This window comes from Rhizobium sp. IY2 (assembly GCF_047532935.1).
Lineage (GTDB): Bacteria > Pseudomonadota > Alphaproteobacteria > Rhizobiales > Rhizobiaceae > Rhizobium > Rhizobium anhuiense.
On record NZ_JBLKNU010000001.1, the window covers coordinates 133,197 to 156,907 of the forward strand.

A 23,711-nucleotide genomic window follows, 5' to 3' on the forward strand; every position below is an offset into this window, starting at 1 on the left:
CCACAAAGGGAGAGATCGGCATGAGGCGTGGGCTTCGCGAGATAGCGGCCCTATGGCGTAAAACCGGATTTTCATAATCCAATGTCAGGGCAATATGGATGAAGGGCTTTCGTCTTGCCGATCTCCCCCCTTGTGGGGGAGATGTCCGGCAGGACAGAGGGGGGTACCACCCACTCTGCCGGCCCTGCTCAAACACCAAATCAGCCGGACGCATCCTACACCCGCTTCATCCGCTCCACCGCCATCAGTACCCGCTCGGGCGTCGCCGGCGCATCCAGCCTCGGGCAGACCTTGTAATTGGCAACACTCGCCACTGCCATCGACAGGGCTTCCAGTACCGAGATCGCCAGCATGAAGGGTGGTTCGCCGACGGCCTTGGAGCGACCGATGGTGGCCTCAGCGTTCTCCGACCATTCGGCGAGGCGGACGTTGAAGATCTTCGGACGGTCGGAGGCGAGCGGGATCTTGTAGGTCGAGGGGGCATGGGTGCGCAGCCGGCCTTTGTCGTCCCACCAGAGTTCTTCCGTCGTGAGCCAGCCCAGGCCCTGCACGAAGGCGCCTTCGACCTGGCCCATGTCGATCGCCGGGTTCAGCGAGCGGCCGACATCATGGAGGATGTCGGTGCGGTCGATCAGATATTCTCCCGTCAGCGTATCGATCGAGACCTCGGTGCAGGAGGCGCCGTAGGCGAAATAATAGAAGGGCGTGCCGCGACCGGCCTTGCGGTCCCAGTGGATCTTCGGCGTCTTGTAGAAGCCGGCGGCGGAAAGCTGGACGCGGGCGAAATAGGCCTGCTTGATGAAATCGGGGAAGGGGATTTCGATCTCGCCGACGCGCACCCGGTTCGGCAGGAAGACGACGTCGGTAGGCCCAACGTCCCATTTTTCGGCGGCGAAGGCCACCAGCCGTTCCTTGATCTGGCGGGCGGCGTCGAAGGCGGCCATGCCGTTCAAGTCCGAGCCGGAGGAGGCGGCCGTCGCCGAAGTGTTCGGCACCTTGGCCGTCGTCGTCGCGGTGATCTTCACCCTGTCGATATCGACCTGGAAGCTGTCGGCCAGCACCTGCGCCACCTTGGTGTAGAGGCCCTGGCCCATTTCTGTGCCGCCATGATTCAGATGGATCGAGCCGTCCTGATAGATGTGGACGAGGGCGCCGGCCTGGTTGAAGGCGGTCATGGTGAAGGAGATGCCGAACTTGACCGGCGTCAGCGCGATGCCCTTTCTGATATAGCGGCTGTCGCGGTTGAAGGCGATGATGGCGTTGCGCCGGGCCTGGTATTCGGCTGTTTCTTCCAGCTCCTCGACGATGCGGGCGATGATATTGTCCTCGACCTCCTGATGATAGGGGGTCAGCGTGCGTCCGGAGCCCGGCTGGCCGTAAAAATTCTGCTTGCGGACATCGAGCGGATCCTTGCCGAGGGCATAGGCGATCTCCTCGATGAAGCGCTCGGCGCCGAGCATGCCCTGCGGCCCGCCAAAACCGCGGAAGGCGGTGTTGGAAACGGTGTGCGTTTTCAGCGGCTTCGAGACCAGATGCACATGCGGATAGAAATAGCTGGAATCGGCGTGGAAGAGGGCGCGATCGGTCACCGGCCCGGAGAGGTCGGAGGAGAAGCCGCAGCGGGCCGCATAAGTTGCGTCGACCGCGTGGATACGGCCTTCGGCGTCGAAGCCGAGTTCGTAGTCGACGAGGAAATCGTGGCGTTTGCCGGTGGCGCTCATATCCTCGTCGCGGTCCGGACGGAATTTGACCGCGCGGCCGAGCTTCTTGGCGGCGATGGCGGCGAGCGCTGCGAACTGATTGCCCTGCGTCTCTTTGCCGCCGAAGCCACCGCCCATACGGCGCACATTAACGGTGACGGCGTTGGACGGGATGTCGAGCACGTGGCCGACGATGTGCTGGATCTCGCTCGGATGCTGCGTCGAGGACCAGACGGTGACCTCGTCGTCCTCGCCGGGGATCGCCACGGCGATATGGCCTTCGAGATAGAAATGCTCCTGACCGCCGATGCGCATCTGACCTTTCAGACGCATGGCGGCATTGGTCATTTCGGTTTCCGGCTCGCCGCGCCTGAGCGTCATTGGGGTGATGACGAGAGGGCTGCCATTGGCGAGCGCCCCGTCGATATCGCTCCAGTGCGGCAGATCGCGATAGTCGATCTTTGCCAGCCGGGCGGCGCGGCGGGCGGCATCGCGCGTTTCGGCGATGACCGCAAAGATCGGCTGGCCGTGGAACTGAACTAAAGTTTCGGCGAGCAGCGGCTCGTCATGGCTGCCGTTGGAGCTGACGTCGTTGACGCCGGGCACGTCCTTGCCGGTGAAGACCCAGATGACGCCGGGATAGGCGGCAACGGCGGAAAGGTCGATGCCGGCGATTTCGGCATGCGCCCGGTCGGAGAGGCCGAGGGCGCCGTGCAGCAGGCCGGCGGGTTCGGGAATATCGTCGATATAATCGGCGGTTCCGGTGACGTGCTTATGCGCGGAATCATGCCGCAGCGAGCCGTGCATGGGACCTGATATGATGGCTTTGCGGTCTTCGAAGGTGGACTTGTCCATTAGATGAGCCCTCCACGGTCGGCACGGTTTTCTGCGCGGCCCCTCATCCAGCTGCCGCCACCTTCTCCCCGCTTGCGGGGAGAAGGGACATGCCGCGCCGTCTCCGTTCCTCGCCACCTCTCGCAGGGCACGTCCCCTCTCCCCGCAGGCGGGGAGAGGGTTAGGGTGAGGGGCGATGTGGTGACTGCGGGAGGCCAATTCGCGAAACAAACCATCAAGCCACCTCCTCGAACCGCTTCAGCTCCGCCGGCGCGCCCACTGTTTCCAGGTAGAACCGCGTCAGCAGGTTCTTCGCCGTCAGCTGGCGGTATTCCGCTGTCGCGCGCCAGTCGGTCAGCGGCTGGTAGTCGGCGTCGAAGGCGGGGCGGGCTGCCTCGATCGTCGCTTCCGTCCATGGTTTGCCGATCAGTTCGGCCTCCACCGTGCGGGCGCGTTTCGGCGTTGCCGCCATGCCGCCGTAGGCGATGCGGATATCGGTGATCATCTCGGCATCGTCGAGCGTCAGCAGGAAGGCGCCGAGCACGGCGGTGATGTCCTCGTCGCGACGCTTGGTGATCTTGTAGGCGGCAAAGCGGCTGGTTGCTGCCGGATAGGGCACAAAAACGCTTTCGACGAATTCGCCGGGTTTCCGGTCCTGCTTGCCATAGGCGATGAAGAAATCCTCGAGCGGCATTCTGCGCTGGCCTTGCAGGGACCGAAGCGTCAGCGTCGCGCCGAGCGCGATCAGCGGCGGTGGGCTATCGCCGATCGGCGAACCGTTTGCGATATTGCCGCCGATCGTGCCCATATTGCGCACCTGCTCGCCGCCGATGCGGTCGATCAGCCGCCCGAGCGCGGGGATTTTCTTGGAGATCGCCTCGAAAGCCTTGGTGTAACTGACGCCGGCGCCGATGGTGATGCCATCCTCGCCTTCCCCAACCGACTGCAATTCGCTGAGGTGGCTGATGAAAACCACCGGGCTCAGCCTGCGCATCTGCTTCGTCACCCAGAGGCCGACATCCGTCGCGCCGGCGACGATAATCGCATCAGGCTCCTGCGAGAGGACTTCGGCGAGCGCCTGGACCGAAGCCGGCACGATCAGCCGGTCGTCGCCATTGGCAATCCGGATCGTGCCGCTCGCCTGCATCGCCCAGAGCCGGGCGACGATTTCGGATCGCGTCCGTTCCAGCGGATCGAAGAGGGTGCTTGGCCGCATCAGGCTCACCTGCTCGGCAGCCTTGACGATCGGCTCATAGCCGGTGCAACGACAGAGGTTGCCTTGCAGCGCCTTTTCGATCTCGTAGCGGCTGGGGTTTTCCCTGGTCAGCCACAGGCCATAGAGCGACATGACGAAGCCCGGGGTACAGAAGCCGCATTGCGAGCCGTGACAATCGACCAATGCCTGTTGCACCGGATGCAGCGCGCCGTCCCTGCCGGCGAGATGCTCGACCGTCACCACATGGGTTGCGTGCAGTGAACCGATGAAACGGATGCAGGCATTGACGGATTCATAGGCGAGCTTACCGTCGGCAAGCCGCCCGACGAGCACGGTGCAGGCGCCGCAATCGCCTTCCGCACATCCTTCCTTGGTGCCTGTCAGCCGTCGCTTCAACCGCAGAAAATCGAGAAGCGTCTCGGTCGGCCTGACATCGGTGAGCGTGATGTCCTCGCCATTCAGGATGAAGCGGATGCTGTCGTTCATGATATTCCCGGTTATTTTTTCCAAATGGTTAAGCCGCCGTCCAGCCACCGTCAATCGAGATATGCGTTCCGGTCACCTGGCGGGCCGCGTCGCTGGCGAGGTAGAGCGACAGTGCACCGATTTCCTCGGCCTTGACGAATTCACGCGTCGGCTGCGCCTTGAGGATGACTTCGCTCTTCACCTGCTCCTCGGTCATGCCGCGGGCTTTGGCGGTATCCGGGATCTGCTTCTCGACGAGCGGTGTCAGCACATAGCCGGGGCAGATGGCGTTTACGGTCACGCCGAATTCGGCAAGTTCAAGTGCTGCCGTCTTCGTCAGGCCTAATATACCATGTTTTGCCGCGACATAGGCGGATTTGAAGGGGGAGGCGACGAGCCCGTGGGCCGAGGCGATGTTGATGATGCGGCCGTACTTCCTGGCCTTCATCAGCGGGATCGCGGCGCGCATGGTATGAAAGGAGCTCGACAGATTGATCGCGATGATCTGATCCCATTTTTCGATCGGGAAATCCTCGATCTTCTCGACATGCTGGATGCCGGCATTGTTGACCAGGACGTCGACGGTGTCGAAGGTCTTGTCAGCCGTTTCGATCAGGTCGGCGATCTCGGCGGGCTTCGTCATGTCGGCCGGATGATAGATCGCCCGGCCTTTGGACAATGATTCAAGCCGCTCGACGATCGCCTTGATTTCATCGACCTTTCCGAAGCCGTTGATGACGACGTTGTCGCCCATTTCGGCGAAGGCCGTGGCGATCGCAAGGCCGATGCCGCTGGTGGAGCCGGTGACGACGACTGTTCTGCTCATGCTTTTCACTCCTGAAATCGCGATGCTGCGTTGCAGCGTTATTTGCGAGGTTATGCCCAAAGCCGTCGGGCTGGCAATTCCGCTTTATTCGCTTTTCTCGCCCGCATCCGTGTCCTATTGATTTGCCTCGACAATTGACATGTTGAGGGAGGGTTTTCATGAGCGGATATGTTCTGGCGATCGATCAGGGAACGACATCGACGCGGGCGATCGTCTTTGACGGCGATATGCGTATCGCCGGCAAGGGCCAGAAGGAATTCACCCAGATCTATCCGCGTTCCGGCTGGGTCGAGCATGATCCCGAGGAAATCTGGGATTCGGTCGTCTCCACCGTCCACATGGCGTTGCGCGACGCCGGGATCGAGGCCAAGGATCTCGCAGCACTCGGCATCACCAACCAGCGCGAGACCGTCGTCGTCTGGGAGCGCGAAACAGGGCGACCGATCCAGAATGCCATCGTCTGGCAGGACCGGCGCACGGCAAGCTATTGCGACAATCTGAAAAGGCAGGATCTGGAGCGGCTGTTCACCAAGAAGACCGGCCTGATCCTCGATCCCTATTTTTCCGGCACGAAGCTTTCCTGGATGCTGGCTAACGTAAAAGGCGCGCGGGCACGCGCCGCCAGGGGCGATCTCTGCTTCGGCACGATCGACACTTTCCTGATCTGGCGGCTGACGGGTGGCAAGAGCTTCGTCACCGATGCCACCAATGCCTCGCGCACATTGATGTACAATATTGCCGAAAATACGTGGGACGAGGATCTGCTCGACATTCTGAGGGTGCCGGCCGCCATGCTGCCGGAGGTCAAGGATTGCGCCGCCGATTTCGGCACGGTCAATCCCGACATCTTCGGTGCAGCGATCCCGATTCTCGGTGTTGCCGGTGACCAGCAGGCGGCGACCATCGGCCAGGCGTGTTTTGCGCCGGGCATGATGAAATCGACCTACGGCACCGGCTGTTTCGCGCTGCTGAACACCGGCGCCGATATGGTGCGTTCCAGAAACCGGCTGCTGACCACCATCGCCTATCGCCTGAACGGCGAGACGACCTATGCACTGGAGGGTTCGATCTTTATCGCGGGTGCCGCCGTGCAATGGCTGCGGGACGGGCTCGGCATCATCGACAGCGCCGCCGAAACCAACGCGCTGGCCGAAAAGGCCGATCCGACACAGGAAGTCTATCTCGTGCCCGCCTTCACCGGCCTCGGCGCGCCGCACTGGGATGCCAAGGCGCGCGGTGCAATTTTCGGGCTGACGCGCAACAGCGGTCCGGCGGAGCTCTCCCGGGCGGCACTGGAAGCCGTCTGCTACCAGACCCGTGACCTGCTCGACGCCATGCAAAAGGACTGGAAGAACGGCACAGAAGACACGGTGCTGCGCGTCGACGGCGGCATGGTCGCTTCAACCTGGACGATGCAGCGCCTTGCCGACCTGCTCGATGCCCCGGTCGACCGCCCGGTCATTCTCGAGACGACGGCGCTGGGGGCCGCCTGGCTCGCCGGCAGCCGGGCAGGGGTGTGGCCGGACAAGGACGGTTTTTCGGCGAGGTGGAAGCGGGATCGGCGGTTCGAGCCCGATATGGATGAGAAGCTGCGGGCGGCAAAGCTCAAGGGCTGGAAGAACGCGGTCAAGCGGACCTTGAGCGAGGGGTGATCAGCGCCGGGATGTAGTTCCGTTCGTCCCAGGAGATGCACCGCTATTCTTCAGCTACGGCGCCGCCCGTGCTCCGCAGATCACGAATCTCCGCCCATAATTTTTTGATGCGCGCTGTCGGTCAAGGCGGTACTCCTTCGTCATTCGGAAAGAGGAGTGAGCGATGCTTTATGCAATCCTTTGTTACGCCCATGAGGAAACCGTCTTTGCCTGGAGCAAGGAGGAGGAAGCTGCCGTCATGGAGAAACTCTATGCCGTGCAGGAGCCGCTTGCCGCATCCGGCAAACTCGGCCCCGTCGGCCGGTTGATGCCGACGACCGCTGCGACCACCGTGCGCAAGGGCAAGGACGAACCCTTGGTCATCGACGGGCCCTTTGCGGAAACGAAGGAGGCGCTTCTCGGCTTCTATGTGGTCGACTTCGAAACGCTCGACGAGGCGATCGCCTTCTCGAAGCAGCTTTCATCCGTCAATCCAGGTTCCACCTCTTACGAAATTCGGCCTTTCTACGTGTTCAGGCCCGGAGATGCTTCATCATGACAGACATTGCCTGGATCGACCTCGCGCTTGCATCGGCCCGCCCGAAGGCGCTCGGCGCGCTGCTGCGCTATTTCCGCAATCTCGATATCGCGGAAGAGGCTTTTCAGGAGGCGTGCCTGAGGGCGATCCGGACATGGCCGGAGAAAGGGCCGCCGCGTGACCCCACAGCCTGGCTGATCTTCGTCGGCCGAAACAGCGGCATCGATGCTGTGCGCAAACGAGCGAAGACCCAGGCTCTGCCGGATGAGGACGTCATCTCCGATACCGAGGATGCCGAAAGCGATATTGTCGAGCGGCTCGATGATTCCCATTATCGCGACGATATTCTGCGGCTTCTCTTCATCTGCTGCCACCCGGACCTGCCGGCGACCCAACAGATCGCCCTGGCGCTGCGCATCGTCTCCGGCCTTTCGGTGCCGCAGATCGCGCGTGCCTTCCTGGTGTCCGAAAGCGCCATGGAGCAGCGCATCACCCGGGCCAAGGCGCGCGTCGCCAAGGCAGGGGTGCCTTTCGAAACGCCGAGCCCTGAGGAAAGGGCCGAACGGCTCTCGATCGTCAGCACGATGATCTATCTGATCTTCAACGAGGGCTACAGCCAGGCCGATCCCCGGCATGAGGCGGCTGCCTTCAGCGACGAGGCGATCCGGCTGGCTCGGTTGATGCTGCATATCTTCCCGTCGGAACCGGAGCTGATGGGGCTGCTTGCGCTCATGCTCCTGCAGATCTCGCGCCGGCCGGCGCGCTTCAGCGCCGAGGACGAGATCGTGCTGCTCGAGGATCAGGACCGGTCGCTCTGGAACCAGCCCTTCATCAACGAGGCCTTAGCGCTGCTCGACAAGGCGCTGCGCCATCGTCGGCCTGGCCCCTATCAGTTGCAGGCAGCCATCGCCGCCGTTCACTCCCGGGCAAAACGCGCTGGGGATACCGACTGGGTGGAGATCGACCTGCTCTACCGCGCGCTGGAGCGCCTTCAGCCGTCGCCTGTAATAACGCTCAACCGGGCCGTCGTCGTCTCCAAGCTCCAAGGTGCACAGGATGCGCTCGATCTCATCGATCCGCTTGGCGAAAAACTCGGCGGCTATTTTTACTACCACGGCTTACGGGGCGGGCTGCTGAAGCAGCTTGGCCTGACCAGCCAGGCGCGCGAAGCCTTCGACCGCGCCATTGCCCTGGCCCACTCGGCCGCCGAGGCCGCCCATATCCGCAGGCAGATCGACAAGATGCAGGAAGAGGCCACGCAGCCGATCGCAAAATAAAATCCGAAAAGGCCGGTACGCTGTCGGAACGGCGAACGTCGACACGTCCTTGTAACAACCTGACAGGAGACAGGTTTCATTCAAATGGAGAGATGTCGCAATGACCGCCAGCACGCAACATGAACTCGTCCTCGTGCGCGAATTCGACGCGCCACGCGAGAAGATCTACAAGGCATGGACCAATCCCGATCTGCTGAAGCAGTGGTTCGTGCCGCGTCCCTGGGGTGTGGCGGACGCAACGCTCGACGTCCGCCCCGGCGGTTCCAGTCTCGTCGTCATGCATGATCCCGAGGGCAATCAGTATCCGAACCGCGGCGTCTATCTCGAGATCATCGAGAATGAGAAGATCGTCTTCACAGATGCCTATACCAGCGCCTGGGTACCATCCGAGAAACCTTTCTTTACAGGTGTCATCCTGCTCGAAGATCTGGGCAACGGTCGCACCAGATATACGGCCAAGGCGCTGCACTGGCGCGCCGAGGACAAGGAAGCGCATGAGAAGATGGGCTTCCACGAAGGGTGGGGCAAGGCTGCCGATCAGCTGGCGGAGCTGCTGGCGAAGATGTGAGCGGCGGCTGGACGGCGCGGCGAGGGTGCGCCGTCCAGCCGCTTCAAGTACGATCTAAGGCGGTTCGAAAGATGAATCCGCCGGCGCTTCGAAGTGGTTGAATTCAGATTCGAATTAATCGATCGCTCTGCCTGATCACCAAACACATCATGCCGCCATCGAAATTCTCGAACATTCCGTTCCACAATTTGTATTTGCGCTCCATCCCAGCCATCCTTATCTCAGCCGGGAATTCAATAGGATGCCGATGATGGAACTGGGGCTTTACACATTTGCCGACGTCAATCCGAGCCCTGCCGGCAGCAGAGGTGTCGAAGGGGCGGAGCGGCTGAAGAACCTGATCGAGGAAATCGAGCTCGCCGACCAGGTGGGGCTCGATGTCTTTGGGCTCGGCGAGCATCATCGGCCGGACTATGCGGCATCCGCTCCTGCTGTCGTATTGGCCGCGGCCGCGGTCAAAACCAAGAACATCCGGCTGACCAGTGCGGTCACCGTGCTCTCCTCCGACGATCCGGTGCGCGTCTTCCAGCAGTTTTCGACGCTCGACCTGCTCTCCAACGGCCGGGCAGAGATCATGGCCGGGCGTGGCTCCTTCATCGAGTCCTTCCCGCTATTCGGCTATAATCTCGAAGACTACGACCAGCTTTTCGAGGAGAAGCTCGATCTGCTGCTGGCGCTGCGCGACAGCGAGGTTGTGGAGTGGAAGGGCGAGCTTCGCGCGCCGATCAACGGGCGCGGCGTCTATCCCAGGCCGCTGCAGGATCCGCTGCCGCTCTGGGTCGCCGTCGGCGGCACGCCGCAGTCGGTGGCGCGCGCCGGGGCGCTCGGGCTGCCGGTGGCGCTGGCGATCATCGGTGGTGAGCCACGCCGTTTCGCGCCGCTCTTCGATCTCTACCGCGAGGCTGCGCGCCGGGCAGGGCAGGACCAGGCGAAGCTGAAGACCAGCATCAATGTCCATGGCTTTATCGCCGATACGACGGAGGCCGCCGCCGACCAGTTTTACGGGCCGCAGGCCGAAGTGATGAACCGCATCGGCCGCGAGCGCGGCTGGGGGCCGACGAACCGGGCGCATTTCGATATGTCGCGCGGGCCGAACGGCGCGCTCTTCGTCGGCGATCCCGAGGCGGTCGCCGAAAAGATCATCGCCCATCACGCGCTTTTCAGGAACGACCGCTTCCTGCTGCAGATGGCGATCGGCCTGATGCCGCATGATCAGATCATGCGTGGTATTGAACTGTACGGGACGAAAGTCGCGCCGATCGTCAGAAAGGCATTGACTGAAAAGGGTGAAGGGGCGAAAGCCTCAGCTTGAGGTGGCCGCGGCCGCCCTGCGCACGGCCGGGACAGACGAATGGTTATCGCAAACGACGACGAACTGACAAAGCTCAAGGAGATCGGCCGCATCTGCGCCAACGCCATCCAGGTGATGGCGGCAGCGATGGAGTCCGGCATGACGACGCTGGAGCTCGACGGGATCGGCCGCAAGGTGCTCGAGAATTCAGGTGCGCGCTCGGCGCCGGAGTTCTGCTACCAGTTTCCGGGTGCTACCTGCATCAGCATCAATGAGGAAATCGCCCACGGCATTCCCGGCCCGCGCGTCATCCGCGCCGGCGATCTCATCAATATCGACGTTTCGGCGGAGAAGGACGGTTTCTTCGCCGATACCGGCGCCTCCTTCGCGATGCCGCCGGTCAAGCCGAAGATCGAACGGCTTTGCCGCGACGGCAAGCGGGCGCTTTGGGTCGGGCTCAACCAGGTGAAATCGGGCGAACCGCTGGCCAAGATCGGCACCGCAGTCGGCGCCTTTGCGCAGAAGAACCGCTATACGCTGGTCGCCAATCTGGCGAGCCACGGGGTCGGGCGATCGCTGCACGAGGAGCCGGCCGAGCTCTCGACCTGGCCGGACCCTTCGGAAAAGCGGATGATGACGGAAGGCCTCGTCTTCACCGTCGAGCCGTTCCTTTCGCTCGGTGCCACATGGGCCGAGGGCGGCGACGATGCCTGGACACTCTATGCCGATCCCAAGGCGCCGACCGTGCAATATGAGCACACGGTGGTGGCGACTCGCAACGGCCCGGTGGTTTTGACCTTGCCGGATGCGCGGGGGTAGGGGCAGCTCGCCAACGTTCCTCATCCTTGTAGGTTGCCGTTGCTGAGGTGCGCAGCCTGTAGGGCGGAGCCTCGAAGGATCATACTTGCTTGTCGCTTCTTGCATTCATCCGGCGTCAGTGCACCCGCCTCGCCCTTCGAGGCCCCTGCGGGGCGCACCAGGATGAGAGGCTCCTCTTGGGGGAGCGGTGCGGCGTCCTCGAACCCGACGCACGTCGGCGCCAACCCCGTCTTCACCCCCGCGTTTCCGGCCTGCCGCCCTGCAGAATTTCGGTGGCGGCACGTTCCAGTATGCCGGCGATGCGGGCGGCTTCGGGTTTCGACCAGGGATAGCGCATGCGCAGGGCTGAGCGCAGCAGCATGCGGGCGGCGCGAATATCGCCGCCATCCTGCATGAAATCGCCGTCATCGCCCTCGTCGGCGCCGTGACGATCGGTTTCGAAGACGCGCTTCACATGGGCCATCTTCTCGCCGATGCGTTCCAGCTTGGCGAAGGTATGCAGGATCATGGCGCGGTTTTCCTCGACGCGGCTGCGGCCGGCCTCGGTGATGCGGTAGAGCTTCTTGGCGCCCTCAGCCTCCACCTCGGCAAGGCCAGTTTCCTCGAGATAGGTGAGTGCGGGATAGATGACGCCTGGGCTCGGCACATAGAAGCCGCCCGAACGTTCTTCCAATATCTTTATCAATTCGTAGCCGTGGCGCGGTTGCTCAGCGAGCAGTGCCAGGATGACGAGCTGCAGATCGCCCGCCGCGAATTTGCGGCCCATGCGGAAATCTCCGCCGAACATGCCGCCTTTAAAACCTCTCATTGCCTTCCTTTCATCGTTGGATGTATCGTTAGCTATGTCGTAAAACATATATCTTACGATAACCGCTTTCAAGTGCGGCCGAGAATTTTTGATGTTCGGGGAAATTGATCGATCGATCAGAATTACTTGATTGTGGTGCGGATGTTGCGGCGCGATAAGCGCTGCATGCTCGAGCGCACCCGTCACTCCCGGCCGAACCTTGTCTCCACTGCCGCTGCCGGCGCCGTTGCGATGGCCGCCGCCATGGGCTTCGGGCGCTTCTCCTATACGCCCATCCTGCCGGGCATGATCAGCGGCGTGCCGCTTTCGGCCGCGGATGCCGGCTTCATTGCGTCGGCGAATTTCGTCGGTTATCTCGTCGGCGCAGTGCTTGCCGCCTATGGCTGGGCGGCGGGTCGGGAGCGGCTGGTTGCGCTGCTGTCGCTGCTGGCAACGGCGATCCTGCTTGCCGCCATGGCTGCCACCGATTCCGTCGCGATCTTCTCTGTCATCCGCTTCCTGGCCGGCCTCGCCAGCGCTTTTGCGCTGGTCTTCACCTCGTCGATCGTGCTCAGTCACGGAGCTGCTGCCGGCAATGACCACGTGCAGGCGGCGCATTTTGGTGGGCCGGGAGTGGGTATCGCGCTGTCCTCAGTCATGGTGTTTCTGATCGGCCTCGGCTTTCACGATGGGTCGGGCGGCTGGCGGGCCGACTGGATCGGCGGGGCGCTCTATTGCGCGGCAAGCCTCGTCGTCGTTTTCCTGCTGCTGCCGGCGGCGCCGGCGCAATCGGCGCAGGCGGGCAGGGAACCGGCGCTGGTCTGGAACCAGCCGATGGTGCTGCTGACGCTCTCCTACGGCCTGTTCGGTTTCGGCTACGTCATCACCGCGACCTTCCTCGTCACCATCGCGCGCCTTTCTGCAACCGGGCCCTTCGTCGAATTCCTCTGCTGGTTCATCGCCGGCCTGACGGCGGCGGTCGCGCTGTTTGCCTGGAAGCCACTGGTCAGATCGCTGGGGCTTGGCGGCGTCTATGTCGCGGCCCTTCTGGTCGAGGCCGCGGGCGTGGCCGCGACCGTGGCGCTGCCGCCTGCCGTCGCACCGCTGATCGGCGGGGCGCTGTTTGGGGCGACCTTCCTGGCGATCACGGCTTACGGGCTGCAGATCGGCCGCAAGCTTTCGCCTCAGAGCCCGCGGCGGATCCTGGCGATGATGACGGCCGCCTTCGGCGTCGGCCAGATCGTCGGGCCTGTTGTTGCCGGCTGGATTGCCGAGCGCAGCGGCAGTTTCACCGTCCCGACGGTGATTGCCGCCATCGCGCTCGTCGCCTGCGCAGCGCTTGTCATGCCGGTGATCAGGAAAATCGCTTAACCGGTTACATCTCCGTAACAATGGGCCGAACCCATTGCTGCTTCCTTGGAACTGCCTTAGTTTCCGGCACAATCCGTGTTCCACGACACTCCCGAGACTCACAGTTCAGGAAAGCAAAGCCCTCCCGTGTTTCATTCCTTTTTTCCACAGCCAAAGGCGTTCTTTACTTCACTCGTCGTTTGGACCCTGATTTCCATTGCCGGCTGGTATCTCTTCGCTGCCGGTCTCGGCGCATCGCTGGGCTTCGCACCGGTTGCCGAGGAACAGCAGCCGATCGACCTTTCGTTTTTCCTGCTCCCAGAAAACGTCTGGTTTTACAGCTATTTCTTCCTTTCGGCAGTGATCTTCTGCGGCGCATGGCATCTGAAGGCGCTGCGCCACCCCTGGAAACTGTGGTCGATCTGGGGTTCGGCACTGATCATCTTCGTGACCTATTTCGGCGTTCAGATCACCGTGGTGATCAACAACTGGCGCCGGCCGTTCGGCGATCTTCTGCAGAACGCATTGTCGAAGCAGCCGGGCATTTCCGTCGACAATTTCTACAGCCTGATGTGGATCTTTTGTCAGATCGCATTTCTCAGCATGTTCGTGTCGATCATGACCGACTTCTTCACCAGCCACTACATCTTCCGCTGGCGAACGGCGATGAACAATTTCTATATGTCGAAGTGGGAAAAGCTGCGTCACATCGAAGGTGCCTCACAGCGCGTTCAGGAAGACACGATGCGCTTTTCGAGCACGCTCGAAGGTCTTGGTATCAGCCTCATCAACTCGGTGATGACGCTTGTGGTATTCCTGCCGATCCTTCTGGCGCTATCGCACTATGTGACGGAACTGCCATTCGTCGGGCCGGTGGCGAATTCACTCTTCTGGCTGGCGCTCTTCTGGTCGGCGTTCGGCACGGTTCTGCTGGCGGTCGCCGGTGTCAAGCTGCCGGGCCTGAACTTCCGCAATCAGCGCGTCGAAGCAGCCTATCGCAAGGAACTGGTCTATGGCGAGGACCATGCGGAACGGGCTCAGCCGCTGACAGTCAGTGAGCTCTTCGGCAACGTTCGTAGGAACTATTACCGGATGTATTTTCATTACATGTATTTCAATGTCGCCCGCTATTTCTATATCCAGGCCGACGCGCTCTTCGTGGTCTTCATGCTGGTGCCGACGATCGTGGCGGGCGCCATCACCTACGGGATCTTCCAGCAGATCTCGACCGCCTTCGGACAGGTCAGCAACTCGTTCCAGTATCTCGTCAACTCCTGGACAACGATCATCGAGCTGCTCTCCATCCACAAGCGCCTCAAGGCCTTCGAAGCGGCAATCGACGACGAGCCGCTGCCGGATATCGACCAGCGCTACCTGGAGCGTGACGCGGGCGTCGTGCATGCTGACGGTTGATGGACGGGACTTGTCCGTGATCCAAATGTCGGCGCGTGGGGCTCTTCATCTGCCCGCCGGCACCTTCCCTCCGTTGGGGAGAAGAGACTTGCCGCAAGGTCTCGATTCCTCCTTCTCCCCTTGGGAAGAGATGCCCCGTAGGGCGATGAGGGGCGGCATGATGCGCCGTCTCGGCGATGGTGCCATCAATCCTGATGTGGTGCCACGCCGTCAGAGACCCGACGCCCGCTCCAGCTTCCCGCGCGCCTCGATCATCGGGATCGCTTCCGAATAGCTGACGCAGGCGACGTCAGCCCGGTGGCAGACGTCGCTGACCAGGCGGTCGAGGGCGCGCCAGTAGGCGCCGCCGTTCATTTCGACGAAGTGGAAGCCGAGCTGGAGCGGGATGCGGGCGCCGGCATACTGCTTGTCGAATGCCTCCCTGAAGGCGGCATAGGCGCGCGCCTCGAATTCGGCGGAATCGGCCGTGTCTTCCTCGCCCTTGGAATGGCGGACGAAGAGATTGTAGTCCATGCCGATGATCGGCTTTTCATTCGGGCCCTCGGGGATCAGCGGCAGGCCGAAGCGGATGATGCCGTCTTCCTCGACGGGCATGGCCGGGCCCTTGGTGACAAGGCTCGCATCATAGCTGAAACCCGCCTTCTTTTCTGCGGCGGTCATGTCGGCGCCCGCTGTCGCCGAGAGATAGGGGGCGCGAAAGCCCTTGATGCCGTGGTCGACCAGATCCTGCCAGCCGGCCGGCTCCTCGAGGCCGACGCTCTTCCAGGCATTCTTCAGCGTCGCGTGAAAGGTCGCGTATTCGGCCGACCAGTCGGCCTCGCTCCATTGGCGGCCGTCGAAGTGGCCGCAGGCATGGCTCGATATGTCGTGGCCTTCAAGATGGGCGTGCCAGATATTGCCAAGGCGTTCGCGGATCTCGTCGTCGCTCTGGGCGAAGCCGACATTGGATTTTCCGCGTTTCTGGTGCGGCGCCTGATAGGCCTTCTTCGCCGCATCGTTCATCAGGAAGGTGCAGGAGAGGAAATAGGTGAAGTGGGCGCCGTTCTTCGCGGCCATCTCGCGGCTCTTCAACCACAGCGCATTGTCGTGGGCGCCGTCGAAGGAAATGATGACGAGCTGTTTCGGCCGGTCGGCCGCCTCGGCGGTTGCCGGGAGCAGGAACGAGGCAGCCAGACAGGCGGAGAGGAAAAAACGGGACATGGACACCGCGACAATTTGTTCGCGGTTTCCCTCTAACAGAAATGCGGCGAAGCTGCGGTCTCGCTGGCATTTATTTACGCCAGCCGTTAGAGCCTTTCCTGGTCAGCTTGAAGCATTCTGCCGGAGCAGGTTTTCGTCAGGGCAGAGGCGATTGGCGAAGGGCATACCCCACGGTACGTCCGAGCCGATCGCCTTTGATCCTGGCGGAAAGATGCCCGGCCCTTCGGGTTGGCTGAAACGGGCCGGCTGATCGACCGGCCGGCTTGGCCGTAGAACTGGGCTACGACGCGCGCCGGCCGGTCGACCATCTGACTCCGTTTGAGCCAACAGAATGCTTCAATCTGACCAGGAAAGGCTCTAAGCCATGACAAACGGCACGGAAGGGACTCGCAATGACATTGCTTATCGTCGGCATCATACTTTTCCTCGGAGTGCATCTGGTGCGGGTGGTGGCCCCCGGTTTCCGGCGTTCGATGATCGCAAGCCTCGGCGAGACGGGCTGGCGGGCGGCCTATTCGATCGCGAGTCTGGCCACGCTGATCCTGTTGATCTACGGTTTCGGGCAGGCGCGCGCGGTGACCGGCATGCTTTACAATCCGCCGGTCTGGACGGCGCATATCGCGATTACGCTAATGTTGATCGCACTGATCTGTCTCGTCGCCTCGCTGCTGCCGGCGGGGCATATCGCGACGAAGACCAAACATCCGATGGTGCTGTCGGTGAAGATCTGGGCGCTGGCGCATCTGCTCGCCAATGGCGAGACGTCCTCGGTGCTGCTGTTTGCAGCCTTTCTCGCCTGGGGCGTCATTCTGCGCATCTCGCTCAAACGGCGGCAGCGGGCGGGCGAGATTGTGGTCCGGCCCTTCGTCTCGGCCAAATACGACCTCTATGCCGTCGTCATCGGCGTCGTCGCCTGGGCGTTGATCATCTGGAAGCTGCACGAATGGTTGATCGGGGTCTCGCCGCTCGTGATGTGACCGGCGCATAACCCCAAAAATCGATTCCGATTTTCGGAAAGGATTATGCGCGGATTCAAAGTGTTAGAGCGTCCTTAGTGCGTCCTGTCGGACGCGTTAGGGATAGGGCGGTTCAGCTTTTCATGGAAGCGCAGAACCGCTCTAATTTTTTGTTTTAGGCAATTCCCGGCAAAAGCGCTTCGCGCTTTGCCTGGGAAACCGCTTCGCACTTTTCCTGGAATTGCTCTAATCTTTCACATCCCCCTTACAACAGCGGCAAAATGGAGTAGAAGGCCGACAATATGCGTTTTGCATGTGTATGGGTATTTCCGCGGCCGGAGACGAGAATGGCATTCAACGACGACAGCTTCATCCGTGAAGTCAATGAGGAATTGCGGTCTGACCAGATGAAGGGCGTCTGGCGCCGGTTCGGCCGCTATATCATTGCCGTTGCCATCCTGATCGTCGTCGGCACCGCCGGCAAGGTCGTCTACGAATATTGGGACAACAACCGCTCCTCCGGCACCGGCGACCAGTTCCTGGCGGCGATGAAGCTTGCCGACGAGAATAAGAACGACGAGGCGCTGGCCGCGCTCGACAAGCTTGAGAAGGAAGGCCACGGCGCCTATCCGGTGCTGGCGCGCATGCGGGCCGCGACGGTCCAGGCGCAGAAGGGCGACGCTAGCGCGGCGATCGCCGCCTTCAACGAGATCGGCAAGGACAATGGTGTTCCTGCCGCCGTGCGCGATGCCGCCAGAATGCGCGCCGGCTGGCTGCTCATCGAAAATGGCAGCTACGAGCAGGTTTCGGCTGCGATCGAGGAAATGGCCGTGCCGGGCAACGCCTTCCGGCATTCGGCGCGCGAAGCGCTCGGCCTTGCCTCCTATAAGGCCGGCAACATGGCGCAGGCGCGCCAGTGGTTCCAGTCGATCGTCGATGATACCGATAGCCCGCGCAATGTTGCCAATCGCGCCCATATGATGCTTGATCTCATTACCGCATCCGGCAAGGCGCCCGCCGCACAGGGCTGAGTTTTAAGGAAAAAGAATGAGTTTCACGGTCGCCATCGTCGGTCGTCCGAATGTCGGCAAGTCGACGCTTTTCAACCGACTGGTGGGGAAGAAGCTGGCGCTTGTCGATGACACGCCGGGCGTGACCCGCGACCGCCGGCCGGGCGATGCGCGGCTGATGGGCCTGACCTTCACGATCATCGATACCGCCGGTCTGGAAGAGGCCGACGCGGAAAGCCTGCAGGGCCGGATGCGCGCGCAGACAGAAGCGGCGATCGATGAGGCAGATCTTTCGCTTTTCGTCGTAGACGCCAAAAGCGGGCTGACGCCCGTGGACACCGCCCTTGCGGAAATGCTGCGCCGGCGCGGCAAGCCGGTGGTGCTGGTCGCCAACAAATCCGAAGCGCGCGGATCCGACAGCGGCTTTTACGACGCCTATACACTCGGCCTCGGTGAACCGACGCCGATTTCGGCCGAACACGGACAGGGCATGATCGACCTGCGCGACGCGATCGTCGCGGCGATCGGCGAGGACCGGGCCTATGCGAAGGAAGATGTTGCCGTCACCGACGTCGACATTTCCGAGACTGCGGGTGAGGACGAGGACGAAGAGCCCGTCTATGACGACACCAAGCCGCTCAGGGTGGCGATCGTCGGCCGGCCGAACGCCGGCAAATCGACACTAATCAACCGTTTCCTCGGCGAGGACAGGCTTTTGACCGGGCCGGAGGCCGGCATCACCCGCGACTCCATCTCGGTCGAATGGGACTGGCGTGGCCGCACCATCAAGATGTTCGACACCGCAGGCATGCGCCGCAAGGCGCGGGTGATCGAGAAGCTGGAGAAGCTCTCGGTCGCCGATGCGCTGCGCGCCATCCGCTTCGCCGAAACCGTCGTCATCGTCTTCGATGCGACGATCCCCTTCGAGAAGCAGGACCTGCAGATTGTCGACCTGGTGCTGCGCGAGGGGCGCGCGGCCGTGCTCGCCTTCAACAAGTGGGACATGATCGAAGACCGGCAGGCGGTGCTTGCCGACCTGCGCGAAAAGACCGACCGGCTGCTGCCGCAGGCGCGCGGCATCCGCGCCGTGCCGATCTCCGGCCAGACCGGCTGGGGACTCGACAAGCTGATGCAGTCGATCATCGATACCGACAGGGTCTGGAACAAACGCATTTCGACGGCGCGTCTCAATCGCTGGCTGGAGACGCAGCAGATCCAACATCCACCACCGGCGGTTTCCGGCCGCCGGATCAAGCTGAAATACATGACGCAGGTCAAAGCCCGCCCGCCGGCTTTCATGATCTCCTGCACCCGCTCCGATGCGCTGCCGGAATCCTATACGCGCTACCTGATCAATGGCTTGCGCGCCGATTTCGACATGCCGAGCGTGCCGATCCGCATCCATTTCCGCTCGCCGGACAATCCGTTCGAAGGCAAGAAGAGGCGGACGTAGAGCTGGGCTTGCAATGATTGCCGGCGTTTTGTGAAGTTGGGGCGTGTGCCGTGTGGCACACGCTTGGCCTGCCTGACATCTCCCCCACAAGGGGAGATCGGCAAGAAGCTATGCCTCGCCTTAAATTTGCGGTTCATGTGATGGCCAGTTGTTTGGGGAAGCCATCACGCCCAGCCGATCTCCCAACCTGTAGGGGGTCCGAAGGACGGGTCAGACCCGTGGTTCGACCCCGAGCCCGGCAGGGCAGAAGGGGCTATCACAAGCTCTGTGATAGCCATCTGCTGTTCAACAGCTAAGCCACGCTTCTATTCAACGCCTCGCGCAGCGCCACGATCTCGCTCTGCAGCCGAGTGAGATCGACGGCATCGCGGCCGCTGGCAGCGGCGATGCAGCCGGGAATGCCGATCGCCTTTTCCTTCAGGCGAAGGCCTTCTTCGCTCAAGCGGATGACGACGACGCGTTCGTCCTCCCGGCTGCGTTCGCGTCTGACATAACCAGCGGTTTCCAGGCGTTTCAGCAGCGGGGTCAGCGTGCTCGATTCCAGGAAGAGCTTTTCGCCGAGGCCCCCGACGGTCTGGCCATCCTGCTCCCATAGAGAAACCATCGCCAGATATTGCGGATAGGTAAGTCCCAGAGCATCGAGCAGCGGCTTGTAGACGCGGTTCAGTGCGTGGCCTGCCGTATAGACGGCGAAGCAGATGAAATTGTCGAGCTTCAGCTGATCCTGCATGGCTTGTCTCCGGAACTGACGAAATTTATATCGCGCAATAAATAATCGGAAGCGATTTTTATGCATGGCAGCCATGACTAAATTTAAATTGTCCGATAAATAATCGTGCGCGATATAAACTCGGTGTTCACAACGAACATCGAAACCGAGAGGACAAGACAATGTCGACCATCAAGACCGCAGTTTCCGCAGTCGCACTGCTCGCAGCTTCCGCCGCTGGCGCGCTTGCTGATCCGGTACTGGAACCGGCAACGCAGAAATTCATCGACGGGCTGGCCGGTGGCGCGCCGATCTACACGCTCTCGCCGGCCGATGCCCGCGATGTCCTGGCCGGGGCGCAGAAGGGCGACGTGAAGATGCTTGCTGCCCAGGAAGAGGGCAGGGTCATCAAGGCAGGCCCGACAGGCAGCATCAAGCTGCGCATCATCCGCCCGGAACATGCCAAGGGCACGCTGCCGGTCATTCTCTATTTCCATGGCGGCGGGTGGGTTTTGGGCGATGCGGATACGCATGACCGGTTGGTGCGCGAGATCGCCAACGGCGCCGATGCCGCTGTCGTCTTCGTCGATTACGAACGCTCGCCGGAAGCCCGCTATCCCGTCGCCATCGAGCAGGCTTATGCTGCGACCAAATATGTCGCCGAACACGCCAAGGAGTTCAAGGTCGACGCCAGCAGGCTCGCGGTCGCCGGCGATAGCGTCGGCGGCAACATGGCGGCGGTGGTGACACTGCTTGCCAAGGAACGCGGCGGTCCTGCCATCGATCAGCAGGTGCTGTTCTACCCAGTCACCGACGCCAATTTCGACAACGGGTCCTACAACCAGTTCGCCGATGGCCCGTGGCTGACCAAGGAAGCGATGAAGTGGTTCTGGAACGCCTATTTGCCTGATGAAGCCAAGCGCAAGCAGCCGACGGCCTCACCGCTGCAGGCCTCGCTGGAGCAGCTGAACGGCCTGCCACCGGCGCTCGTCATCGTTGACGAAAACGACGTGCTGCGCGACGAGGGGGAGGCTTACGCTCGCAAGCTTAGCCAAGCTGGCGTCAAGGTCACGTCGATGCGCTATAACGGCACGATCCATGACTTCGTGCTGCTGAACGCGATTGCCGAAACGCCTGCCGCACGCAGCGCGATTGCGGTCGCCAACGACACGCTTCGCAGCGCGCTTCACAAGTAAACCAATCAGTCTGCGGAGGGGAGAGGCCCGGCGGTTTCGCCGGGCTTTCTGCTTCTTGGAAGCGATTTGGCAAATTGCCAGGCCTTCTTCCATTTCGGCGTGATGATGCCGTTGGCGGCGCGGATATTGTTGATGAACTGCAGGGTCGCTGCTTCCCAGGAATATTGCATGGCGAGCTCACGCGCCTTCTGCCGCGAGGCGGAGAGGGCGGCAAGGCAGGCGATCTGCAGGTTGGCATCGAGTGCCCCGACTTCACTGTCCTCACCGATGATGTCGAGCGGGCCGGTGACCGGATAAGCTGCGACCGGAACGCCCGATGCCAGCGCCTCGAGGATGGTATTGCCGAAGGTGTCGGTGAGCGAGGGAAAGACGAAGACATCGGCCTGGGCATAGATTTTCGCCAGATCCTCACCGAATTTCACGCCGGTGAAGTGTACCTGGGGATAGCGTTGCTCCAGTTCGGCGCGCGCCGGGCCGTCGCCGACGACGACTTTCGAGCCGGGCAGGTCGAGATCGAGAAAGGCCGGCAGGTTCTTTTCCAAGGCGACGCGACCGACCGTCATGAAGATCGGACGGGGGAGGCCGAAAGGCTCGTCTTCAAGCGGCATGGGGTGGAATTGCGAGGCGTCGATGCCACGGGTCCAAGGCATCAGGTTCTTGATGCCGCGCGCCGATAGCTCGCGGGCAAGGCTCGGTGTCGCCACCATGCAACCGGCACCGCCATTGTGGAACCAGCGCACGAAGGCATAGAGCCAGCTCTGCGGGATCGGCAAGCGGGCAGAAACATACTCCGGAAAACGCGTGTGATAGCTTGTCGAGAAGGGCATGCGCTTGCGCAGGCACCAGCGCCGGGCAGTGAGCCCCAGCGGGCCTTCGGTGGCGATATGCACGTAGGAAGGATTGTGCTTTTCGATCTCGCGGGCGACGCGGCGGTAATTGGCGATCGACAGGCGGATCTCGGGATAGGTCGGGCAGGGGATGCTGTGGAAGCGCTCCGGCGTCACCATCGAAACCTCGACGCCCATCTTCGCCAGCTCGCGATTGGTGTTCTCGATCGAGCGCACGACGCCGTTCACCTGCGGATGCCAGGCGTCGGTGACGATTACCAGCCGTTCCGGCAGATTGCCGGCGGCTGCGGCACTGGCCCAGCTTTCGCCGCTATAAGTGTTTGCCGGACGTTGCAACATGTCACGATTTCCATCTGCGTTGCAGTGATCTGGCAACGCTCAACCCCAAAGCGGGGTTCCGGAACGGCGATTCCCGCTTCTCTATTTTGAGGCATGACCATGATGGAAATATTACAGCCGCATGCCAGCATCTAGAGGGCCTTAGCGGCTCGATCCCCGCGAATATGTCAGCGGTCGATCGCAATTCTCTTACGGAAAGGATGACGGCGCCGGTCATGGACCGGCGCCGTTTGGGAGGTTAAGCGGCAGCGGAAGCCGAGCTTGCTGTCGGAACTTCCGAAATCGTCTTCAGAACCTGCGAAGCGATCTGGTAGGGGCAGCCCTGCGAGTTCGGGCGGCGATCTTCCAGATAGCCCTTGTAGTCGTTCTTGACGAAGGAGTGCGGAACGCGGATCGAAGCACCACGGTCGGCAACGCCGTAGGAGAACTTGTTCCACGGAGCCGTTTCGTGCTTGCCGGTCAGGCGCTTGTCGTTGTCAGGACCGTAGACGTTGATGTGGTCCATCAGGTTCTTTTCGAACTGCGCCATCAGCGCTTCGAAATAGGCCTTGCCGCCGACTTCGCGCATGTACTTGGTCGAGAAATTGCAATGCATGCCCGAGCCGTTCCAGTCGGTGTCACCGAGCGGCTTGCAGTGATACTCGATGTCGATGCCGTACTTTTCGGTCAGGCGCTGCAAGAGGTAGCGTGCCATCCAGATCTGGTCGGCGGCCTTCTTGGAGCCCTTGCCGAAAATCTGGAATTCCCACTGGCCCTTGGCCACTTCGGCATTGATGCCTTCGTGATTGATGCCGGCAGCGAGGCAGAGGTCGAGATGTTCTTCGACGATTTCGCGGGCAACGTCGCCGACGTTCGAATAGCCGACGCCGGTGTAGTACGGACCCTGGGGAGCCGGGTAGCCCTGCTCGGGGAAGCCGAGCGGACGGCCGTTCTGGTAGAAGAAATATTCCTGCTCGAAGCCGAACCAGGCATCTTCGTCGTCGAGGATGGTGGCGCGAGCATTCGATGCGTGCGGCGTGACGCCATCCGGCATCATGACTTCGCACATGACGAGAGCGCCGTTGGTGCGGGCCGGGTCGGGATAGATGGCGACCGGCTTCAGCACGCAATCGGAGCTGCGGCCTTCAGCCTGCTGCGTCGAGGAGCCGTCAAAGCCCCAGAGCGGAAGCTGTTCCAGCGTCGGGAATGCGTCGAATTCCTTGATCTGCGTCTTGCCACGCAGGTTCGGTACCGGAGTGTACCCATCGAGCCAAATATACTCGAGCTTATATTTTGTCATCGTGAC

At 61.9% G+C, this 23,711-nt stretch carries 20 protein-coding genes; 12 read left to right on the forward strand and 8 right to left on the reverse strand.

Features of this window, described 5'->3' with window-relative positions; translation table 11 throughout:
• Positions 1 to 215: 215 nt before the first annotated feature.
• The 3 genes from xdhB to ACMUVN_RS00615 form a co-directional block, all read right to left on the reverse strand.
• Positions 216 to 2,555, reverse strand: a complete 2,340-nt coding sequence (xdhB, locus tag ACMUVN_RS00605) for a xanthine dehydrogenase molybdopterin binding subunit (RefSeq protein WP_414814784.1) — start codon at positions 2,553 to 2,555, stop codon at positions 216 to 218.
• A 214-nt stretch (positions 2,556 to 2,769) separates the two neighbouring features.
• Positions 2,770 to 4,236 carry a xanthine dehydrogenase small subunit gene (gene xdhA / locus ACMUVN_RS00610; protein ID WP_414814785.1) on the reverse strand — a complete coding sequence of 489 codons (1,467 nt, stop codon included), beginning with the start codon at positions 4,234 to 4,236 and terminating at the stop codon, positions 2,770 to 2,772.
• A gap of 28 nt (positions 4,237 to 4,264) precedes the next feature.
• The gene (locus tag ACMUVN_RS00615; RefSeq protein ID WP_132572794.1) at positions 4,265 to 5,041 is read right to left on the reverse strand and encodes a 3-hydroxybutyrate dehydrogenase; all 777 of its coding nucleotides are present in this window, start codon (positions 5,039 to 5,041) and stop codon (positions 4,265 to 4,267) included.
• Between the two features lie 158 nt (positions 5,042 to 5,199).
• Here ACMUVN_RS00615 and glpK point away from each other — a divergent pair, with 158 nt between their 5' ends.
• From glpK to map, 6 genes are all read left to right on the forward strand, one after another.
• Positions 5,200 to 6,693, forward strand: a complete 1,494-nt coding sequence (gene glpK / locus ACMUVN_RS00620) for a glycerol kinase GlpK (protein ID WP_132572791.1) — start codon at positions 5,200 to 5,202, stop codon at positions 6,691 to 6,693.
• 163 nt (positions 6,694 to 6,856) lie between these two features.
• The gene (locus tag ACMUVN_RS00625; protein ID WP_011653034.1) at positions 6,857 to 7,231 is read left to right on the forward strand and encodes a YciI family protein; all 375 of its coding nucleotides are present in this window, start codon (positions 6,857 to 6,859) and stop codon (positions 7,229 to 7,231) included.
• Complete coding sequence (locus ACMUVN_RS00630; protein ID WP_047611372.1) at positions 7,228 to 8,487, forward strand: RNA polymerase sigma factor; 1,260 nt, start codon at positions 7,228 to 7,230, stop codon at positions 8,485 to 8,487. The genes ACMUVN_RS00625 and ACMUVN_RS00630 overlap by 4 nt, the downstream gene beginning before the upstream one ends.
• A gap of 100 nt (positions 8,488 to 8,587) precedes the next feature.
• A complete protein-coding gene (locus ACMUVN_RS00635) occupies positions 8,588 to 9,055 on the forward strand; it encodes an SRPBCC family protein (protein WP_063474494.1) in 468 nt (155 codons plus the stop codon).
• 250 nt (positions 9,056 to 9,305) lie between these two features.
• Complete coding sequence (locus ACMUVN_RS00640; RefSeq protein WP_063474692.1) at positions 9,306 to 10,367, forward strand: LLM class flavin-dependent oxidoreductase; 1,062 nt, start codon at positions 9,306 to 9,308, stop codon at positions 10,365 to 10,367.
• 39 nt (positions 10,368 to 10,406) lie between these two features.
• Positions 10,407 to 11,165: a type I methionyl aminopeptidase gene (gene map / locus ACMUVN_RS00645; RefSeq protein WP_183904826.1), complete on the forward strand. Its 759-nt coding sequence runs from the start codon at positions 10,407 to 10,409 to the stop codon at positions 11,163 to 11,165.
• Positions 11,166 to 11,397: 232 nt separating this feature from the next.
• Here the strand turns inward: map and ACMUVN_RS00650 are convergent, their stop codons facing one another.
• On the reverse strand, positions 11,398 to 11,973 hold the full coding sequence (locus tag ACMUVN_RS00650) for a PadR family transcriptional regulator (protein WP_047611365.1): 576 nt from the start codon (positions 11,971 to 11,973) through the stop codon (positions 11,398 to 11,400).
• Positions 11,974 to 12,138: 165 nt separating this feature from the next.
• Here ACMUVN_RS00650 and ACMUVN_RS00655 point away from each other — a divergent pair, with 165 nt between their 5' ends.
• Together ACMUVN_RS00655 and sbmA are read left to right on the forward strand one after the other, a co-directional pair.
• Entirely contained in the window at positions 12,139 to 13,323 is a 1,185-nt protein-coding gene (locus ACMUVN_RS00655) for a YbfB/YjiJ family MFS transporter (protein WP_174824438.1), read from the forward strand.
• A 126-nt stretch (positions 13,324 to 13,449) separates the two neighbouring features.
• Positions 13,450 to 14,715 carry a peptide antibiotic transporter SbmA gene (gene sbmA, locus ACMUVN_RS00660; RefSeq protein WP_063474495.1) on the forward strand — a complete coding sequence of 422 codons (1,266 nt, stop codon included), beginning with the start codon at positions 13,450 to 13,452 and terminating at the stop codon, positions 14,713 to 14,715.
• A gap of 210 nt (positions 14,716 to 14,925) precedes the next feature.
• Here sbmA and ACMUVN_RS00665 read toward each other — a convergent pair whose 3' ends face one another.
• Positions 14,926 to 15,915 carry a polysaccharide deacetylase gene (locus ACMUVN_RS00665; RefSeq protein WP_414814786.1) on the reverse strand — a complete coding sequence of 330 codons (990 nt, stop codon included), beginning with the start codon at positions 15,913 to 15,915 and terminating at the stop codon, positions 14,926 to 14,928.
• A 392-nt stretch (positions 15,916 to 16,307) separates the two neighbouring features.
• Between ACMUVN_RS00665 and ACMUVN_RS00670 the strand changes: the two genes are divergently transcribed.
• From ACMUVN_RS00670 to der, 3 genes are all read left to right on the forward strand, one after another.
• Positions 16,308 to 16,892 (forward strand): NnrU family protein, encoded by a 585-nt coding sequence (locus ACMUVN_RS00670; RefSeq protein ID WP_063474497.1) that lies wholly within the window; start codon positions 16,308 to 16,310, stop codon positions 16,890 to 16,892.
• A gap of 326 nt (positions 16,893 to 17,218) precedes the next feature.
• Entirely contained in the window at positions 17,219 to 17,902 is a 684-nt protein-coding gene (locus ACMUVN_RS00675; protein WP_063474498.1) for a tetratricopeptide repeat protein, read from the forward strand.
• A gap of 16 nt (positions 17,903 to 17,918) precedes the next feature.
• Positions 17,919 to 19,334: a ribosome biogenesis GTPase Der gene (der, locus tag ACMUVN_RS00680; RefSeq protein WP_047611354.1), complete on the forward strand. Its 1,416-nt coding sequence runs from the start codon at positions 17,919 to 17,921 to the stop codon at positions 19,332 to 19,334.
• Positions 19,335 to 19,626: 292 nt separating this feature from the next.
• Here the strand turns inward: der and ACMUVN_RS00685 are convergent, their stop codons facing one another.
• On the reverse strand, positions 19,627 to 20,064 hold the full coding sequence (locus ACMUVN_RS00685; protein WP_063474499.1) for a MarR family winged helix-turn-helix transcriptional regulator: 438 nt from the start codon (positions 20,062 to 20,064) through the stop codon (positions 19,627 to 19,629).
• Between the two features lie 161 nt (positions 20,065 to 20,225).
• Between ACMUVN_RS00685 and ACMUVN_RS00690 the strand changes: the two genes are divergently transcribed.
• Entirely contained in the window at positions 20,226 to 21,239 is a 1,014-nt protein-coding gene (locus tag ACMUVN_RS00690; RefSeq protein WP_414814787.1) for an alpha/beta hydrolase, read from the forward strand.
• Between the two features lie 5 nt (positions 21,240 to 21,244).
• Here ACMUVN_RS00690 and ACMUVN_RS00695 read toward each other — a convergent pair whose 3' ends face one another.
• Complete coding sequence (locus tag ACMUVN_RS00695) at positions 21,245 to 22,426, reverse strand: glycosyltransferase family 4 protein (RefSeq protein ID WP_063474501.1); 1,182 nt, start codon at positions 22,424 to 22,426, stop codon at positions 21,245 to 21,247.
• A 238-nt stretch (positions 22,427 to 22,664) separates the two neighbouring features.
• The gene (locus ACMUVN_RS00700; protein WP_047611346.1) at positions 22,665 to 23,705 is read right to left on the reverse strand and encodes a glutamine synthetase beta-grasp domain-containing protein; all 1,041 of its coding nucleotides are present in this window, start codon (positions 23,703 to 23,705) and stop codon (positions 22,665 to 22,667) included.
• Positions 23,706 to 23,711: the final 6 nt, after the last annotated feature.

Excerpts from the sequence above, each read along its gene's own strand:
- ACMUVN_RS00635 (WP_063474494.1), top strand. The coding sequence starts at position 8,588 with ATGACCGCCAGCACGCAACATGAACTCGTCCTCGTGCGCGAATTCGAC.
- ACMUVN_RS00650 (WP_047611365.1), bottom strand. The coding sequence starts at position 11,973 with ATGAGAGGTTTTAAAGGCGGCATGTTCGGCGGAGATTTCCGCATGGGC.
- ACMUVN_RS00690 (WP_414814787.1), top strand. The coding sequence starts at position 20,226 with ATGTCGACCATCAAGACCGCAGTTTCCGCAGTCGCACTGCTCGCAGCT.
- ACMUVN_RS00665 (WP_414814786.1), bottom strand. The coding sequence starts at position 15,915 with ATGTCCCGTTTTTTCCTCTCCGCCTGTCTGGCTGCCTCGTTCCTGCTC.
- ACMUVN_RS00695 (WP_063474501.1), bottom strand. The coding sequence starts at position 22,426 with ATGTTGCAACGTCCGGCAAACACTTATAGCGGCGAAAGCTGGGCCAGT.
- ACMUVN_RS00655 (WP_174824438.1), top strand. The coding sequence starts at position 12,139 with ATGCTCGAGCGCACCCGTCACTCCCGGCCGAACCTTGTCTCCACTGCC.
- map (WP_183904826.1), top strand. The coding sequence starts at position 10,407 with ATGGTTATCGCAAACGACGACGAACTGACAAAGCTCAAGGAGATCGGC.
- ACMUVN_RS00615 (WP_132572794.1), bottom strand. The coding sequence starts at position 5,041 with ATGAGCAGAACAGTCGTCGTCACCGGCTCCACCAGCGGCATCGGCCTT.
- ACMUVN_RS00670 (WP_063474497.1), top strand. The coding sequence starts at position 16,308 with ATGACATTGCTTATCGTCGGCATCATACTTTTCCTCGGAGTGCATCTG.
- ACMUVN_RS00625 (WP_011653034.1), top strand. The coding sequence starts at position 6,857 with ATGCTTTATGCAATCCTTTGTTACGCCCATGAGGAAACCGTCTTTGCC.
- xdhA (WP_414814785.1), bottom strand. The coding sequence starts at position 4,236 with ATGAACGACAGCATCCGCTTCATCCTGAATGGCGAGGACATCACGCTC.
- ACMUVN_RS00630 (WP_047611372.1), top strand. The coding sequence starts at position 7,228 with ATGACAGACATTGCCTGGATCGACCTCGCGCTTGCATCGGCCCGCCCG.
- ACMUVN_RS00700 (WP_047611346.1), bottom strand. The coding sequence starts at position 23,705 with ATGACAAAATATAAGCTCGAGTATATTTGGCTCGATGGGTACACTCCG.
- glpK (WP_132572791.1), top strand. The coding sequence starts at position 5,200 with ATGAGCGGATATGTTCTGGCGATCGATCAGGGAACGACATCGACGCGG.
- ACMUVN_RS00685 (WP_063474499.1), bottom strand. The coding sequence starts at position 20,064 with ATGCAGGATCAGCTGAAGCTCGACAATTTCATCTGCTTCGCCGTCTAT.
- der (WP_047611354.1), top strand. The coding sequence starts at position 17,919 with ATGAGTTTCACGGTCGCCATCGTCGGTCGTCCGAATGTCGGCAAGTCG.
- ACMUVN_RS00640 (WP_063474692.1), top strand. The coding sequence starts at position 9,306 with ATGGAACTGGGGCTTTACACATTTGCCGACGTCAATCCGAGCCCTGCC.
- ACMUVN_RS00675 (WP_063474498.1), top strand. The coding sequence starts at position 17,219 with ATGGCATTCAACGACGACAGCTTCATCCGTGAAGTCAATGAGGAATTG.
- xdhB (WP_414814784.1), bottom strand. The coding sequence starts at position 2,555 with ATGGACAAGTCCACCTTCGAAGACCGCAAAGCCATCATATCAGGTCCC.